This window comes from Calothrix sp. PCC 6303 (assembly GCF_000317435.1).
GTDB lineage: Bacteria > Cyanobacteriota > Cyanobacteriia > Cyanobacteriales > Nostocaceae > PCC-6303.
Genome location: NC_019751.1, coordinates 6,242,008 through 6,258,149 on the forward strand (window position 1 = coordinate 6,242,008; position 16,142 = coordinate 6,258,149).

Consider the following 16,142-nt stretch of genomic DNA (forward strand, 5'->3'; position numbering starts at 1 on the left):
GTAATACCGAGTTGCAATCAATTCTATGGAATTGGTCAGCCTTTACCAGGCTGACATCAAGTTGCCAGAAATGCAACACCAAAAATCAGTTATCAGCGACGTACTAAACCTGAAAGTAATAAAGAAGCGATCGCATTTAAGTCTCATTCCCGAATATAAGCAGACTCACTACACACAATATTAGGAATTTCCAGAAAATAAAATATCCTATGGTTTGGCATTTTGTCAGAAAAGATTGGGATGCTTGTTCCACAATAAATCAATAGGGTAAACAATCGTAATTTATTTGCATCCAAACCACCTGCGAATATAATGTGCAAATTGTTCAACTTTTGGGAAGTATTGCATGAAGAAGTTAACGTTAGTTATTTTCTACCTGTTTACCATCACAGCTTGTAATAACCCTGCGAAAACAGAATCCAATAGCAGTAAACTAACCCAAAATCCAATTGCAACTTCTAATCAACCGCAAAAATCTCCATCACCCAAGCCGCAAAACCTCACATTTACCCCTCCCCCAAAATTTCAAGGAAAAACTCTCCACCAAGCAGAAATTCCCAATCAAGAGAAAGTTATCGCTTTAACATTTGATGATGGTCCCTGGCAAGAAACAACCACTCAAATGTTAGATATACTGAAAAAAAATGATATTAAAGCAACTTTCTTCTGGGTGGGAACAGCAATCAAAGAAAATCCAGAAATTGCGAAAAAAGTCGTAGCTGATGGACACGCCATTGGAAATCATACCTGGCACCACTGGTATAAACAAATGGACGCAGCCACAGCCAAAAGTGAAATTGAACATACCGCAGATTTGATTTATCAAACTACGGGAGTCAAAACAACTTTATTTCGTCCACCTGGTGGATACTTAAATAACGGTTTAGCAGGTTACGCCAAAAGTCAAAAGTATGCAGTTGTTATGTGGTCACAAACTTCAGCAGATACAGATCCCAAAGCTAAATATCAAGTATTTGTCAAGAATGTTATCAGAGATGCAAAACCTGGAGGAATCGTGCTGATGCATGATGGTGGTGGAGACAGACGCAGAACCGTCCAAGCTTTGCCGGGAATTATTCAAGGATTGAAAGCAAAGGGTTATCGGTTTGTCACGGTTCCAGAACTATTAGCAATGGAAAAATAGGGTTGAATGTTTGGGAGGATAAGTAGGTGGGTGTTGAAAATTGTCTTTACGACAAGGTAGTAGGTGTTACCCTGAGCTTGTCGTACCTTACCTGCGGTACGCTCCGCTCCGGCTCCGCACTGAGCAAGGCTCAGAAAAATCGGTAGCCGTAGGGGAGTAGGGGTAAGCGTAAACATTTGGGGTGGCTGTGCCTCCTGTTAGGGTTTGTAAGAAGACTTTGAAGATAATTTACATTACGTCACATAGCGGAAACTTTTTTGGGGCTTCCGCCTCCAAAAATAGTTTCCAAAAAGTTGTGTTTATTCCCACCTACCTACTTAGCATCTACACAATTAGTATTTAAGACTGACTCAAAGTTGTTAGAGTACGAATGAATATAGCGCTTTACTGATTATGCGATCGCATCAGGGTCAATACCCAATTCCCGTAGTTTGTTATCCCCAAACGTAACCAAATTATAGCGAGAAAGCAAATCTACCGAACTGTTGCAGTAGCAAAATGGCAATTAGGAGCTAACTTCTCACTCCTTGGCAAACTTCCGCTTCTAACCAAAGTTGCTGGATAATAGACTCAGTGCGATCGCATAATGTCGAAACAAGCACACCTGTGGTGTCTTCATCACCCGATGACACCCAAGAACCTGTTAATGTCACTTCCAAATACTCAGCATCACAGCGGCAAATAGTAATACTTTCACTGTTGCTAAATCTGATTTCCATTTTCAGCTTTTCAACTCCTGGCAAATCAGTAGGAAGTAAAAAAGATGCAGTTTTAGGTTCCACACAAAAACTTTCACCAATTCTTAACGCTAAAGTGACTCGTGATTGTACCCAGTCCTCAATCGACTGATTTATACATTCAATTGAAAAACCGTCTTCTGTGTAAGTTAATTTCAGCATTATCTCTCATGCTCTCCTGCTATTCCACAGTTACTGATGCTTCCATCCAATTCTTTGAAAAATACGACTTTTGAATTTAGGTAAAAATTAATTAGTGAAGAATTACCCCAATACAATTTAATTTGGTTACAGATTGATTTTTCAATTAAAAACCCCACTTCTCCTATTTGCGGTGAAGTGGGGTTGAAAGTTGACTGTTAATGTCTCTTATCCCGGTATTGGTACAGCATCTCGTTCCCTGTACTTCCCACTTCTTTGACTGTATTTTGATGCCGGATTTACCCAGCTAATTCTGCCATACCCATGATTTTGATTATTTATGCGATCATTTCCTAAGCCTAAGCCGACCGTAGGTAATTGAGCGATGCTAGTTGAGCGTACCTCAGATTGTGACTGAGGGTAGCTTAGGAAAATCCGAAAAATCGGTAGCTGTAGCTGCAACGAGGTGAAACTAGGTTTACTGATTCCTGTGATTTGCTGGTGTTTTAGCAAGATATTACCCATGGTACCCATAAATAAATACTCCACTACCACAGCCGCTGATTCCCAACTTGATTGGAAATCGGCAACAAATTTAGAAGTAGAGATGGGGTTGGTAGTTATCACAGAAAATTTCACCTATTGATCATTCCTTTAAACATACTACACTTGTATTACTGTCCTGTCCATACCCAATCAAGGAGAAAAACATGCATACCATCCTACGCACCCCAACCACTGACATGGAAGTTACCAGTATCCGTTTGGAGCGGGAACTTAAGGAAAAACTCAAAGAAATATCCGGAAATCAAGGATATCAAGCTTTAATTCGAGATATTCTTTGGAACTATGTACAACAAAAATCAGGAGAGTGGAAACCTCGCTTTTCCCAAGATGATATTCGTGTAACTCTCGCGGCAACAGCACAGCAGGAGGAACGTTGTGCTCTAACTGGACAACTAATTTCACCTCAACAACAAATGCTATTAGGCTTAACCCAAAGTGGTGATATGGTACCTCTGAGCCTTGGAAGTTTACCTGCTTAAAATTTTACTCAACTTAAAACACCAATTAAGAGCGCCTAGTTGAGATTTTTGTAAAGAATTCTTAACTAGGCTATTTTTAATCTGACCAAAGCAAAACCGGTACAAGCATCCTCTTTTAAGGGGAAAAGTTTTTGCTTAAACCCCCCTACTGCTTACTGCCCTCATTGACAAAATTCCATGGGCTGGAAAGAATTATTTTGATTCCGATGATTTAACCGCTCTGACATAAGGGGTGATATAACCCTTGACAGAAGAAATTTTCAGATTAATAACTAAAATTATCAAAAAAGTAATTACTACAGTAGAATACATTACTCACGGCTTCTCTTGTAGTTGTACCTAAATGACTGTATTCCCGTAAAATTATCAAAAAGGCTACTGAAAAATGAATTGATGTCAGTGTTAACGCGGACAAGGCTGACCGAGCCTTCATGTTAAGTATAGAGAAATTACGGTTTATGTATAGTTATAGACACGATATCCTGTGTCAGATGACGAATTAAAAATCGGGCTAAAAATTTTAAAGCCTATAAAATCCCTATATTGTTAATATATTTTCCTGTAATGTTAATATTTTTTTACTTAGTTACCCATTTCATCTGTATACTTGGTGATTTTGTCATCTGAAATAGAAAAGGGCTATAACAGGTGAGAGAAACTTTTAGTTTGATCTCTAGGGGCATTTGGGGTGCAGCTACAAAACAGAGGGTAACAGATTACCAGGAGGGTGGGTAGCAGGATAATGGGTTCAATATTTAAAAGCGTGCCAGAAATAAAGCAGCATTTACCATCGCCGCTTTTTCAACCAAATGGCACAAATGGAGTACAACAACACCCACATGGAACGCTGATGCAGCATCAGGAGAAACTAGGACACCAGTTAGCTGAAAAAATTAGTCAAATAATCGCAGGTTCCTCAACTCCATCGGGGATGCTGCGAGAGATTGCTCAGGTATTGGGAGAAACATTCGGTACCGATTCCTGCTGTTTAGTGACGGTTAGTGATGAATCTACAGAAGTCATTACGGGCAACTGGTGCATTCCAGAATACCTAAAAACATCTAATCCAGAACAGGTTTTTGCGGCTGAACAGCTAGATTTACCTCTAATTCAATCTGCCGCAGAGCCGCTAAATATAGAGGATATTTCCCTAATTGAAGATAGTTTAATTAGCGGATGCCAGAATCTACCAGTACCTATTAAGACTGTTTTGGCGATTCCTACTAAGTTTGCTGGTAAAAATAACGGTGTTGTGAGTTTAATTAGAGCGCAACCCTATGATTGGAATCAATCTGAGAAGGAATTACTAAACTACTTAGAATCGCTGTGTGCGATCGCATTTTCCCAAGTAGCCCAGTTACAGCTACTAAATTCACAACAGCAGTTTTTCCAAACCTGCACTCAACACCAAAGTTTAATTACACAATTATCTATACTTAGTCGCACCAATTTGGAGCTAAACCAAATGCTGCAATTGGTGATTACTGCAACTGCCCAAGCAATGGATGCGGATCGCGGCTTACTTATATTACTCAAATATACTGATCCTTTATTTAGAATCCGACCCAGAAAACACGTTCCTAAAGCCAAAGCAACTGTTGTTGGAGAATGGTCAAAGCCAGGTGTTAATTTAGGTTTTGAACCGCTAAGTGAATCACAAAAGTCTTTCCTAATCTCCGATTGTGGTTTATCTCAACGAGCTTTTTCCGAACCCAGTAAACCCACTATCATTAATGCTGTGACTGATTTTAGAGATCACACTGCCGCAGCAGCAGCATTTGTTCTGAATAAATTACCGACGGTACTTTTAATGCCGCTGGAAACTCAAGGCAGAATCCTGGGATTTGTGGTACTCCAGCAGGCAACACCCCGACGCTGGCAACCTCCGGAGTTGAATATTACCGCTTTAGTGTGCGCTCAAGTTAGTAACTCTATCATTCAGTCCCAAACTCTACGTCAAGTACAGACTTTGGTGGATGAGCGGACAGCACAACTTCAGAGAAGTTTGGAAGTACAAGCTAAATTGTACGAAAAAACCCGCCAGTATGTAGAGCAATTGCGGAGATTGAATGAGCTTAAGGACGAATTCCTAAGCAACATGAGTGATAGACTTCGCTACCCACTCACGAATATGCGGATGGCATTAAAAAATCTTCGGCAACCAGATTTACCAACCGATCGGCAAACTCGGTATCTAGATATCCTAGAATCTGAATGTAGTAAGGAAATTAATCTAATTAATGACTTATTGACAATTCAAAAGCTGGAATCCCATCCTCAACCACCTGATTTAGAGAAAATTGATCTTAATCAGAGAATGCAACAGGCAGCGGCAACTTTCGCAGCCAAAATGGCAGAGAAAAATTTAAGTATTACCTTAGATTTACCTGCTGAACCTTTGACTTTGGAAACAGAGGTGGAAAGCTTTGACCGAATTCTGCAAGAATTATTAACAAACACAACAAAATACTCTCAAGCGGCTACCACAGTGGCGATTGAGGTGAATCATGAGCTCAGTGAGCAAATTGATCAGGTTATCATTAAGGTGATTAATACTGGTACTGGTATCTCTGAAGAAGAGGCTACTTACATTTTTGATAAGTTCTATCGCGGAAAAGGACGCTGGACTCCTGGTACTGGCTTGGGATTAGCTTTGGTGAAATCATTAGTACAGCATTTAAATGGGAAAATTTCTGTCGAAAGTATTCCCATCGAAGATTCAGACTTTAGTGAGGTTTGCTTCACTATCACACTGCCACAATTCCCGACTGACATTGATGAGATGGAAGTAAAATGATCGTTTTTTCTAGTTTTAAATAATTATTACAGTGATAGAAAAACTTACTAATACAAATAAATTTGACATTCATACCGATGAAATTGGCTATGATGCCTGCTCCGAAGCAGATTTAGAATTAGATGCAAGCTTTGGTGACGGACTAGATTTGGCAGCGGTAGAAGTGGAAGTTGAAAAAGTTGCCGAACGTCAACGCCAAATTACTGCCACAGTTGAAATTCCCCGTCCTCCAGAAGCTGTATGGCAGGTACTGACAGATTATGAGGCATTGCCTGATTTTATTCCAAATTTGGCTAAAAGTCGCCGCTTAGATCATCCTCGTGGGGGAATTAGGGTGGAACAAATTGGTTCCCAGCGGTTGATGAAGATGAATTTTTCTGCACGAGTTGTTCTGGATTTGGAAGAATCTTTTCCCCAGGAAATTAATTTCCAGATGGTGGAAGGTGATTTGAAGGCTTTTTCTGGTACCTGGTTGCTAACTTGTTGTAGCAATGATGGCAAAGCGGGAACGAGGCTGTGTTATAAAATTTTGGTACATCCCAAAATAACTATGCCTGTGGGCATGATTGAGAGGCGATTGAGCCAGGATCTGAAAGTTAACTTGTTGGCGATACGCGATCGCGTTATTTCTTTAACTCAGGAAATCTAAATGAATCGGATTTCAATTCAAGTTTCAATTCAAAAACAAATTAGGCTGACGAAGAGTGATACTGTCAATCTTTGTCAACCTAATTTTGCTAATTTATTTAATACCCCCAAGGGAATTCGAATCCCTGTTACCTCCGTGAAAGGGAGGTGTCCTAGGCCTCTAGACGATGGGGGCTTGTTCCAATCGACAATTACTAAGTTAACAACTTATCCAATAAATGTCAACACTTGACAACAGCTTTTTTCTAGTTTAGTTCCAGTTGCCACTGCTGCTAGACTAATTGAGCAACATTCCTCTGAAAATCTCTCACATATTTAGATGATAGGTAGCTGATCAAACGCTTACACAATCAACCTTGAAACCACAGAGCTTTAGCTCGTTTTTCGGTAAGATATACCAATGACTATAAAACTCAGAAAAAATCGACACCCCAGATCTCAAGCCAAGGGATTCAAACATCGCCATTTAAATCAGCAATATGGAAGCATCGTTTGAAATTACTCTTCAGGTGGTGATTTCAGTCACTGCTGGAATCACCGCTCAGGTTTTAGCCGCATATCTGCGGCTGCCAAGTATTGTGTTTTTACTTCTATTTGGCATATTTTTGGGTGCTGATGGTGTTGGGTTGTTGCATCCCCAATTGTTAGGTAGTGGTTTAGAAGTCATCGTGGCGCTGGCAACAGCGATTATTCTGTTTGAAGGTGGATTAAACCTAGATTTGAGAGAGTTAGGCAAGGTTTCCGTCACGTTGCAACTTTTAGTGACAATGGGAACCCTAATTACTTTGATTGGTGGCAGTATGGCAGCCCATTGGTTAGGTGAATTTCCTTGGGCGATCGCATTTCTCTACGGATCAATTGTAGTGGTGACAGGACCTACCGTCATTGCACCTCTACTGAAACACATCAGTGTTGATAGGCAGGTGGCAACCCTCCTAGAAGGGGAAGGAGTGTTAATTGACCCGGTGGGGGCAATTTTAGCTTTTGTCGTCCTAGATACGATTCTCAGTGGTGATTCTGACCCCAAAACTGCCGTGATTGGTTTATTTGTTCGCCTCAGTATTGGTGCGGCAATTGGTGGTGTCGGTGGCTACATAATGAGTGTGATTTTCAAGCGTGCCAATTTTCTTTCTTTTGAGTTGAAAAATTTGGTTGTGTTGGCAGTGTTGTGGGGTTTGTTTACCCTTGCCCAAAACATTCGCACTGAATCTGGTGTAATGACAACGGTGGTAGCAGGGGCAGTTTTTGCCAATTCTGCTGTTCCCGAAGACTATCTATTACGACGCTTTAAAGGGCAACTGACAATTCTAAGTGTGTCAGTATTATTTGTGCTTTTGGCTGCCGATTTATCGATGAAGAGCGTGTTTGCCCTGGGTTGGGGCAGTTTAGCTACGGTTTTGGTACTAATATTTGTTGTGCGTCCCGTTAATATATTTTGCTGTACTTGGAATAGTGACTTAAATTGGCGGCAAAAAGTATTTTTGAGTTGGGTAGCACCAAGGGGAATTGTTTGTGCTTCTGTGGCATCTTTGTTTGCAATTTCCCTCACCAATCGAGGAATCAATGGTGGAGATGCCATCAAAGCTTTGGTATTTCTGACAATTATCATGACTGTGGTTGTACAGGGACTCACTGCTGGTTGGGTTGCTAATTGGCTACAAATCACTACCAAAGAAGCAAAAGGGGCAATTATCGTCGGATGTAACCCTTTGAGTTTGTTGATTGCTAGATTCTTTCAACAGCGAGGGGAGGAAGTAGTGATGATTGATACAGATCCTGAATCATGCCAAGCTGCGGAAGCTGAGAATTTGCGGGTAATTATCAGTAGTGCTTTGGATACTGGGGTGTTGGGAGATGCGGGGATTTCCTCAGTAGGAACCTTCTTGGCAATGACGAATAACGGCGAGGTTAATTTTATTTTGGCGCAACGAGTAGCCGAGGAATTTAAACCACCAAGGGTTTTAGCAGTATTTCCCCGCAACGGACAAGTGGCGAATAGTAACAATAATAAGGTGTTGCAAGCTTTTGTTCCCGAACTTGCCATCAAAACTTGGAACGAATATTTGGATGATGGTTGGGTAAAAATTGGTAGAACAACCTTGAATGCGGTAGACTTTTTGGGTCAGAAAAGACATTTAGAAACTTTGATGGAGGCAGGTGAATTAGTTCCACTACTGTTAGAGAGGGAAAATTACCTGCAAATTACCTCACCAAGCTTAGAATGGGCAATAGGCGATCGCATTACGTTTCTATTACACGATTCTCGTCCCAATTTACTAAAACGTCTATCGGGTGCCAAGCAAAGTACCCGACTATCGTTAGAACAACTACCTGAGATGGAAGAGTTGCCACTGACAAAAATTGCTCAACTTTCGTCAGATTGATCTGAACTTGTGTAGTATTAAATCAGTTATCAGTGAGCAGTTCTCAGTTATCAGTAAGTAGGTCGGGGTTAAAAATTGTGATGACAATCGGACAGTTGGAATTTATTAAATTACGTTAATATATGGGACTTACGCATTGACAAAAAATGCCAAATATGGGCTGATGCAAAAACAGATTTATGTCGGGGTTTTTGAAAGTGCCATACAGCAGATAATTTGAATTGGTAGCTGTTAACTGATAACTGATGACTGTTAACTGATTCCGAGAACATATGTCAATTATCATTGCCCAAAACCTGAGCAAATCATATTCTGTATCGATCAAAGAACCAGGGATTCAGGCTACTATTAACCACTTTTTCCGACGTAAATACCGCACCATTAAAGCAGTTGAAGATGTTTCCTTTGAAATATCTGCTGGTGAAATTGTTGGGTTTTTAGGACCTAATGGTGCCGGAAAAACCACAACTCTGAAAATGCTGACTGGGTTAATCCACCCGACTTCAGGACAAGTGCGGGTTGCAGGACAAGTACCTTTTCATCGTAAAGAATCATTTTTGCAGCAAATTACCCTAATTATGGGTCAAAAGCAGCAATTAATTTGGGATTTACCCGCAATTGATTCATTAAGAATTAATGCTGCTGTTTATAGTATTCCAGATCGGGAATTTTGGCTACGGGTAGGTGAACTAAGTGAAATGCTTTCCTTGGATGGCAAACTTTCTCAACCAGTACGGAAGCTATCTTTGGGTGAACGGATGAAAGCGGAGTTACTCGCCGCACTTTTACATCGTCCCCAGGTATTATTTTTAGATGAGCCAACATTAGGACTTGATGTTAATGCCCAGGTGGCAGTGAGAGATTTTTTACGGGAATATAACCAACGTCATCAAGCGACAATTTTACTTACGAGTCACTACATGGCTGACATCACCAGCTTATGCGATCGCGTGTTGATGATTCACCAAGGAAAATTAATGTACGATGGCAGCTTAGATGGATTACGCGATCGCTTTGCTCCCTATCGAGAGATACACTTAGAATTGGCACATCCTTTATCTCAAGAAAAATTGGGATTTTACGGTGATTTGAAGCATGTCGAAGGTCGTTCTGTCTGCTTTATAGTTCAGCAAGAACTTCTAACGCTTGCCGTTTCTCGAATTTTAGCTGATTTGGATGTGGTTGATTTAACAGTTACCGAACCACCTGTAGAAGAAGTAATTGGACGGGTGTTTCAAGCGGGAGTAGTTTAGGTGGGTATCAAAAGCATGAATTGGATTTGGAAAAAAGCAAAAACATTACTTTCAGTTCAATACAGCTACGTGGTGGAGTACCGGGCTGAACTCATTTTATGGGTATTATCAGGTTCGCTACCAATAATATTAATGGGAGTATGGACACAGGCAGCACAAAGTGGAAATTTCAGCTTGTCACCTGTGGAATTTGCTCGCTATTTTCTCGCTGTTTTTATCATTCGACAAATCACAATTGTCTGGGTAATTTGGGAATTTGAGCGTGAAGTTGTGGAAGGGAAACTTTCATCCAGATTATTACAACCTTTAGATCCAGTTTGGCACCACGTTAGTTCCCACGTTTCCGAACGGGCTGCTCGTATTCCTTTTGCAGTCCTGTTAATTGCGTTGTTTTTTATTCTTTATCCCCAAGCTTTCTGGATTCCTAGTTGGTCACAACTATTATTATTTACAATTGCAACTTTACTTTCATTTGCTTTACGCTTTATTATTCAATATACATTTGCAATGTTTGCATTTTGGACAGAAAGAGCTAGTGCTATCGAGAATTTTTGGATGCTTTTTTACTTATTTTTATCAGGATTAATAGCCCCTTTAGAAGTATTTCCAGAAAGTGTGAGAAATTTCGTTTTATGTACTCCTTTCCCCTATTTACTTAATTTTCCAGCCAGTCTTTTAATTGGCAATCCTACAGATATTTGGCGAGGATTTTCGATGATGGTGGGTTGGACTTTGTTATTTTTGGGTTTGAATCGAATTTTGTGGCGTGCAGGATTGAAAAAATACTCAGGAATGGGAGCGTAGGGAGAGGGGTGACATAACTTGTTCCTTGCCAGAGACAAAGAACAAATTAGGTTACAGATAAACACTCTGTTCCCTGTTCCCTCTTTAGCCATTTTCCTATGTAAGCGATCGCATGGATGATTCGCCGGTGGAAATAACAGTGGGATATTTTTCAGTGTACATTGGGGATAATTGAGATGTTAATACTAAGGAATCAAGCTTCCATCCACCTGTGTTGGGAATTATTTCCTGTGGAGATGGTGATGCGAAGGCAGGTAAATTAGACATACTTTGACTTTGCAAAGGTGTTTGTAACTCACTTTCATATCTAACTAATGCTAAATTTCCCCCAGAATCCCCTGCAACTAAAATTTTGCCATCCGCTTGAATTGTTGCTGAGTATCCATAGTCTTGGGTACGTTCACCTATGGGGGTAAAGATTCTACCTCCATTGCCAAAGCTGCTATCCAAACTACCATCAACGTTGTATCTTGCTATGGCAAATTCGTAGGAACTGGAAGAACTATTGTAGGCATCCCCAACAACTAGAATTTTCCCATCGGTTTGAATTTCAATTTTGCGGGCAGTTGCGGTAGAGTCTGCGATGAATGTGCTAACTTTTCCTTGATTCCCGAAAGCTGTATCCAAACTACCATCACTGTTGTAACGCGCTAAAGCAAACTGGCTGCTACTATTCCCAGCAACTACAATTTTTCCATCATCTTGAATTGCCGTAGCATATGCGTAGCTACTACTATTTATTAATGTGCGGACTTTTCCTTGATTACCAAATGTTGTATCTAAGCTACCATCGCTGTTGTAGCGAACAGATGCGAAGTTGCTACCTTGGGAATCCGATGCCATTCCAGATACGATGATTTTACCATCAACTTGAATTGCGATCGCTTCGGCATAATCTGTACCTGTACCAACTGGGGTTGTAACTTTTCCACCATTCCCAAAGCTTGTATCTAGGGAACCATCAGTGTTATATCTGGCAACAGCAAAATCGTAGGAACTGGTGGAATTCCAAACAATCCCTGTAATTACAACTTTACCATCGGCTTGAATTGCGATCGCTCTACTGTAATCGTACGCAGTTCCCATATCGGTGGAAACAATTCCATTCACACCAAAACTGCTATCCCCTGTACCATCGCTGTTAAATTTAGCCACAACAAAATCAGAACCAGTAACACCACTTCTGCTTCCGGTAGCAATAATTTTCCCGTCGGATTGAACCTGCATTTTGGTAGCTTGGGATGTGGAAAGAGGGGAAATTGCAGTGACAACATTGCCACTATTTCCAAAAGAATTATCCAGACTGCCATTGGCATTATGGCGGGTAAAAGCAAATCTGCTTAACCCTGTGGTTGTATCGATACCATAACCCAAAGTCAATATTTTACCATCGGCAAGTTGTTCTACATCCCAAGCTCGACCGAGAATATTGCTAACTACCTTACCACCATTACCAAAATTGGGGTCGAGGTCTCCAGGAGAGCGAACTAACTTAATATTTACAGTTTCCCTAACTGTGACAGTCCCATCGTTCACACTCAATTGTAATTGGAAACTAGGAGTTAACTGGGGATTTAGGTCAGTGCGATCGCTTATCTGAATTTCTCCAGTATTAGCGTTAATACTAAAGGCAAAAGTCCCATCTCCATTAGTATCTTTGTTCCCACTGGTAATACTCCAATTCAAAGCATCACCATCAGTATCTAATGCAGCTATCTTACCTAGTACAGTTCCATTTTCATACACATCAGGAATACTAAAACTATATCCTTTGGAAAGCAGAGGAACATCATTAATGGAAGTGACTGTCATCGAAACGACATCAGTAGCACTACTAAATGCCGTAAATCCACCATTACTACCTGCATTGGCAAAAGCTCCATTTACACCAGTACTACCATCCCAAGCTCGGAAAGCGATCGCACTTCCCACGGTACCATTGAAGTTAGCCGCAGGTCTGAAATAGAGTCTATTATTGGCATCAGCAGATAATAATAGTGCTTTGGAGTTGGAAAGAGTACGTGTATCTACAAAATTCCAACGCAAACCATTATCTGTACTGTAGAACAAAGTCCCGCTAGTATCTCCACCTACAATTGCGATACCAGTATTAGGACCATTTGCATCAGTAATATTTCCTCCCACTCCCAATCTAGCGATTGAGGAAACTAAAAACCCTACCGAACCGAAGGGTGAAGTTGCATCTTCGTTAATCGTAAAACTAATATTTGTATCAGCTAAAGTGGGTGCAACATTGGGAAAACCTACATCCAAAGACCAAATTTCATCGCTATCAATTCCATTATCAGCAACAAAATATAATTTACCATTTGCATAGGTTGAATTTGCCGGATTTGATGATTTTACACCGGGATTAATGTCACTCATTTGGGTAAATGAGTTATTTGCTTCTATTTTCCAAAGTTCCTGTCCAGAGATTGAATCTGCAATATTGACATACAAATTACCATTAATATTAGTCAAATTTGAGATCCGGAAATTTGGGTCGCTGCTATTGGGTGATAATAATCTTATTGGTGGACTCTGTTGATCAGATTTCCAGATTTCTTTACCAAAGTTATTCGTGAAATATAGCGTACCGTTGATATTAGTGAGATTTTCAAATGCAGGTTGACTCGGATTGGGAGCAGTCATGATTCTCAGAGGTTTCCCAAAGTCATCCAATCGCCACAATTCTGGGGGAAAAGTCCCATTTTGAGCGATGAAATGTAAAGAATTTCCTACACCAACTATCTGCGATAAATTCAAACTACCACCCATGGAAAAGGGTAAAGTAATTTGTGAAGTTATCCGATTTTGATCGGTTGACCATAAAAATCTTCTGGCATCACTGTTTTCTGTGACAAAATTTAGCTTATTGCCAACAACAGTCAAATTTCTAATTGATATTACTCCTAAAGGTGTGCTTGTTGGAGGAATACTAATTAGTTCTGAAGTGCCAGTTGAATTGATTCTAAAAAGTTCATTTAAACCATCACTACGGGTTGTGGTGAAGTGAAGTAAACCATTGTAGTTAATTAAGTTTGAAATATTGTTATTAGCACCAGTAGTTGGTAAACTTATATTTGTAGATATCCCATTACTATCGATTCTCCACAACTTTTTAACCCGATCTGGTTGAGTTACAACTATAAATAAATTTCCGTTAATACTGAGGAGTTGTTCGTAAGTTGTACCAGTTGTACCCAAGTTACTAATGGTTGTTAATACATTTCCATTTACACTATCCAATTTCCATAGTTTTTGACCACTAGCATCATTGGTTGTGAAGTATAGATTGTTATTAACTGTGGTGACATTAGATATGGAATTCCAGCCAGATGGAGAACTAATTTTAACTTGTTGCCCAGTAGCTTTATCTAGTCGCCACAATTGCACTCCAGATATATCATTAAAGCTATAATAGAGGGTGTCATTAACATTAACTAGATTTGCGGGAATTTGGCGATTTTTTTCATTGATATCTGCTAAAATCTTTGGCGTTGGTACCCCACTACGAGTATCAATTTGCCATAATTCCTGTCCCGTTTTCCCATCATCCGCACTGAAATAAAGAATATTATCAACAGCAGTTAAATTACTAGGATTGGAAGAACCTGCACCCAAATTAATTTCACTTGTTAACTTAGGATTTCCAAAACTATCTAATGTCCATAATTCACTTCCTTTTGAATCCCTTGCCGAGAAATAAAGCGCACCATTAATATTAGTTAGATGGGATATATTCGTAAACAATGGAGATAAGATACGAATTGCACTACCATTCCCATCTAATCGCCATAATTCGCTACCACTGGAAATATCTTTACTAAAATACAGATTACCATTTGCTATTGTTAGATTTCGGTAGTTGCCAAGAGATGTACTACTTATTTCCTTAACTAAACTGGGGACACCATTAGCATCAACTTTCCACAACTGCCGATTTCCAGGTTGCTGTTCCGCAGTAAAATAGAGAGTACCACCAAAAGCAGTAAGTTCGGCTGGATTGGAAGAACCAGAAGGATTTGATGGACTAGAAATTGCAATATCACTTACTCTCACAGGAGTGAAGCGACTATCCAACGTCCATAGTTCTCTACCAAAGCGATTACCCGTATCGTTTGCAGTAAAGTAGAGTTTTCCGTTAGCAGTAACAAAATTAGTGGGATTAATAGGGTTATCAATACTAGATAAAGTATTTTTGACAGAAATTATCTTATTACCTGTACCAAGAATGAATAACTCTGTAGCTGGATTTGGGGAGGTTGGAGAAGTATTCAGAGAATTAGTTGCAGTGAAAAATACAGTCCCATTAACATTAATTATATTTCCAGGGTTCCGTAGATTTGTGGGTAAACTACCCATCCGCAAGGGATTTCCATTAAAATCTAATCCCCACAAGCTGGAAATAGAAGTATTTTCGTTAGCGACAAAATAGAGATTACCATTACTATTGGTTAGGTTAGAAAATCGAGGTGTTCCTGTAAATAGTGGCAGTGAAAACCGAATTGGATTTGCTAAGGTAGTGGTGGAACCAAAACCTGAGTCTATTTTCCAAATTTCAATATTATTATTAATATCTGAGTTAGCAAAAACCAGGCTACCATTGACAATAACAGGAGCCAAATCATTCAGTCCAGGTTGACTTCCCAAGCGAATATTACTGACAAATACTGGAGGCAGACTTCCATTTACGCGCCATAATCCAGTAACATTATTTGAATCTGTAGCGGTGAAAAAAGTAGTACCACCTACATTAATAATATTACTTGGATTTGAGCCAGCATTGAAAATAGATGCGGGGTTATTCTTGGTAACTTGTAAAGGTAGCTGCATATGCAAATTTTAGTAAATTTTAAATTGTTATCCAAAAAGTGGATTTTTCTACTTTGAAAACTTTTCTCTATTTTTCTTTGTCAAACACAAAAAAGTTAGATTATCTCTCAGAAATAATTGCAACAGAAAATAGTATTTTACTCACCACCTATTGTAAAGTTACTTTTAATCTAGCTACATCGTTATATTTACTTAGTAAAGCATGGAAAAATATTGATTTCAGGTAATTACCGCGATGTCGCTAGGAATCAGACAGTATAATATTGTTGACCATCCCATCAGTATTTTACGTATTTAATTATCAGCTTCCAACTTACCCAAGGTGGTGTAATCATTCCCTCTAGCGATA

11 protein-coding genes and 1 tRNA gene are annotated in these 16,142 nt (G+C 39.7%); 8 read left to right on the plus strand and 4 right to left on the minus strand.

The window, feature by feature from the left end:
- Nucleotides 1-25 precede the first annotated feature (25 nt).
- Both CAL6303_RS30520 and CAL6303_RS25335 read left to right on the plus strand, forming a co-directional pair.
- Nucleotides 26-184, plus strand: a complete 159-nt coding sequence (locus tag CAL6303_RS30520) for a hypothetical protein (RefSeq protein WP_158333185.1) — start codon at nt 26-28, stop codon at nt 182-184.
- Nucleotides 185-346: 162 nt separating this feature from the next.
- Nucleotides 347-1,144 (plus strand): polysaccharide deacetylase family protein, encoded by a 798-nt coding sequence (locus tag CAL6303_RS25335; RefSeq protein WP_015200691.1) that lies wholly within the window; start codon nt 347-349, stop codon nt 1,142-1,144.
- A gap of 512 nt (nt 1,145-1,656) precedes the next feature.
- On the opposite strand, the gene CAL6303_RS25340 is transcribed toward CAL6303_RS25335, so the two are convergent.
- A complete protein-coding gene (locus CAL6303_RS25340) occupies nt 1,657-2,043 on the minus strand; it encodes an alr0857 family protein (protein WP_015200692.1) in 387 nt (128 codons plus the stop codon).
- A gap of 207 nt (nt 2,044-2,250) precedes the next feature.
- The gene (locus CAL6303_RS25345) at nt 2,251-2,649 is read right to left on the minus strand and encodes a hypothetical protein (RefSeq protein ID WP_041739969.1); all 399 of its coding nucleotides are present in this window, start codon (nt 2,647-2,649) and stop codon (nt 2,251-2,253) included.
- Between the two features lie 83 nt (nt 2,650-2,732).
- On the opposite strand from CAL6303_RS25345, the gene CAL6303_RS25350 reads away from it, so the two are divergent.
- The 3 genes from CAL6303_RS25350 to CAL6303_RS25360 all read left to right on the plus strand — a co-directional run bounded on the left by CAL6303_RS25350 (nt 2,733) and on the right by CAL6303_RS25360 (nt 6,514).
- A complete protein-coding gene (locus tag CAL6303_RS25350) occupies nt 2,733-3,068 on the plus strand; it encodes a hypothetical protein (RefSeq protein WP_015200694.1) in 336 nt (111 codons plus the stop codon).
- Nucleotides 3,069-3,810: 742 nt separating this feature from the next.
- Nucleotides 3,811-5,865, plus strand: a complete 2,055-nt coding sequence (locus tag CAL6303_RS25355; RefSeq protein ID WP_015200695.1) for an ATP-binding protein — start codon at nt 3,811-3,813, stop codon at nt 5,863-5,865.
- Between the two features lie 31 nt (nt 5,866-5,896).
- The gene (locus CAL6303_RS25360) at nt 5,897-6,514 is read left to right on the plus strand and encodes an SRPBCC family protein (RefSeq protein WP_015200696.1); all 618 of its coding nucleotides are present in this window, start codon (nt 5,897-5,899) and stop codon (nt 6,512-6,514) included.
- Nucleotides 6,515-6,615: 101 nt separating this feature from the next.
- Here CAL6303_RS25360 and CAL6303_RS25365 read toward each other — a convergent pair.
- A tRNA-Glu gene (locus tag CAL6303_RS25365) sits at nt 6,616-6,688 on the minus strand.
- 304 nt (nt 6,689-6,992) lie between these two features.
- On the opposite strand from CAL6303_RS25365, the gene CAL6303_RS25370 reads away from it, so the two are divergent.
- The 3 genes from CAL6303_RS25370 (at nt 6,993) to CAL6303_RS25380 (ending at nt 10,954) form a co-directional block, all read left to right on the plus strand.
- Nucleotides 6,993-8,897 carry a cation:proton antiporter gene (locus CAL6303_RS25370; protein ID WP_015200697.1) on the plus strand — a complete coding sequence of 635 codons (1,905 nt, stop codon included), beginning with the start codon at nt 6,993-6,995 and terminating at the stop codon, nt 8,895-8,897.
- A gap of 272 nt (nt 8,898-9,169) precedes the next feature.
- On the plus strand, nt 9,170-10,150 hold the full coding sequence (locus tag CAL6303_RS25375) for an ATP-binding cassette domain-containing protein (protein ID WP_015200698.1): 981 nt from the start codon (nt 9,170-9,172) through the stop codon (nt 10,148-10,150).
- Nucleotides 10,151-10,165: 15 nt separating this feature from the next.
- Nucleotides 10,166-10,954 carry an ABC transporter permease gene (locus CAL6303_RS25380; RefSeq protein ID WP_015200699.1) on the plus strand — a complete coding sequence of 263 codons (789 nt, stop codon included), beginning with the start codon at nt 10,166-10,168 and terminating at the stop codon, nt 10,952-10,954.
- 96 nt (nt 10,955-11,050) lie between these two features.
- On the opposite strand, the gene CAL6303_RS25385 is transcribed toward CAL6303_RS25380, so the two are convergent.
- A complete protein-coding gene (locus tag CAL6303_RS25385) occupies nt 11,051-15,793 on the minus strand; it encodes a hypothetical protein (RefSeq protein ID WP_015200700.1) in 4,743 nt (1,580 codons plus the stop codon).
- Nucleotides 15,794-16,142: the final 349 nt, after the last annotated feature.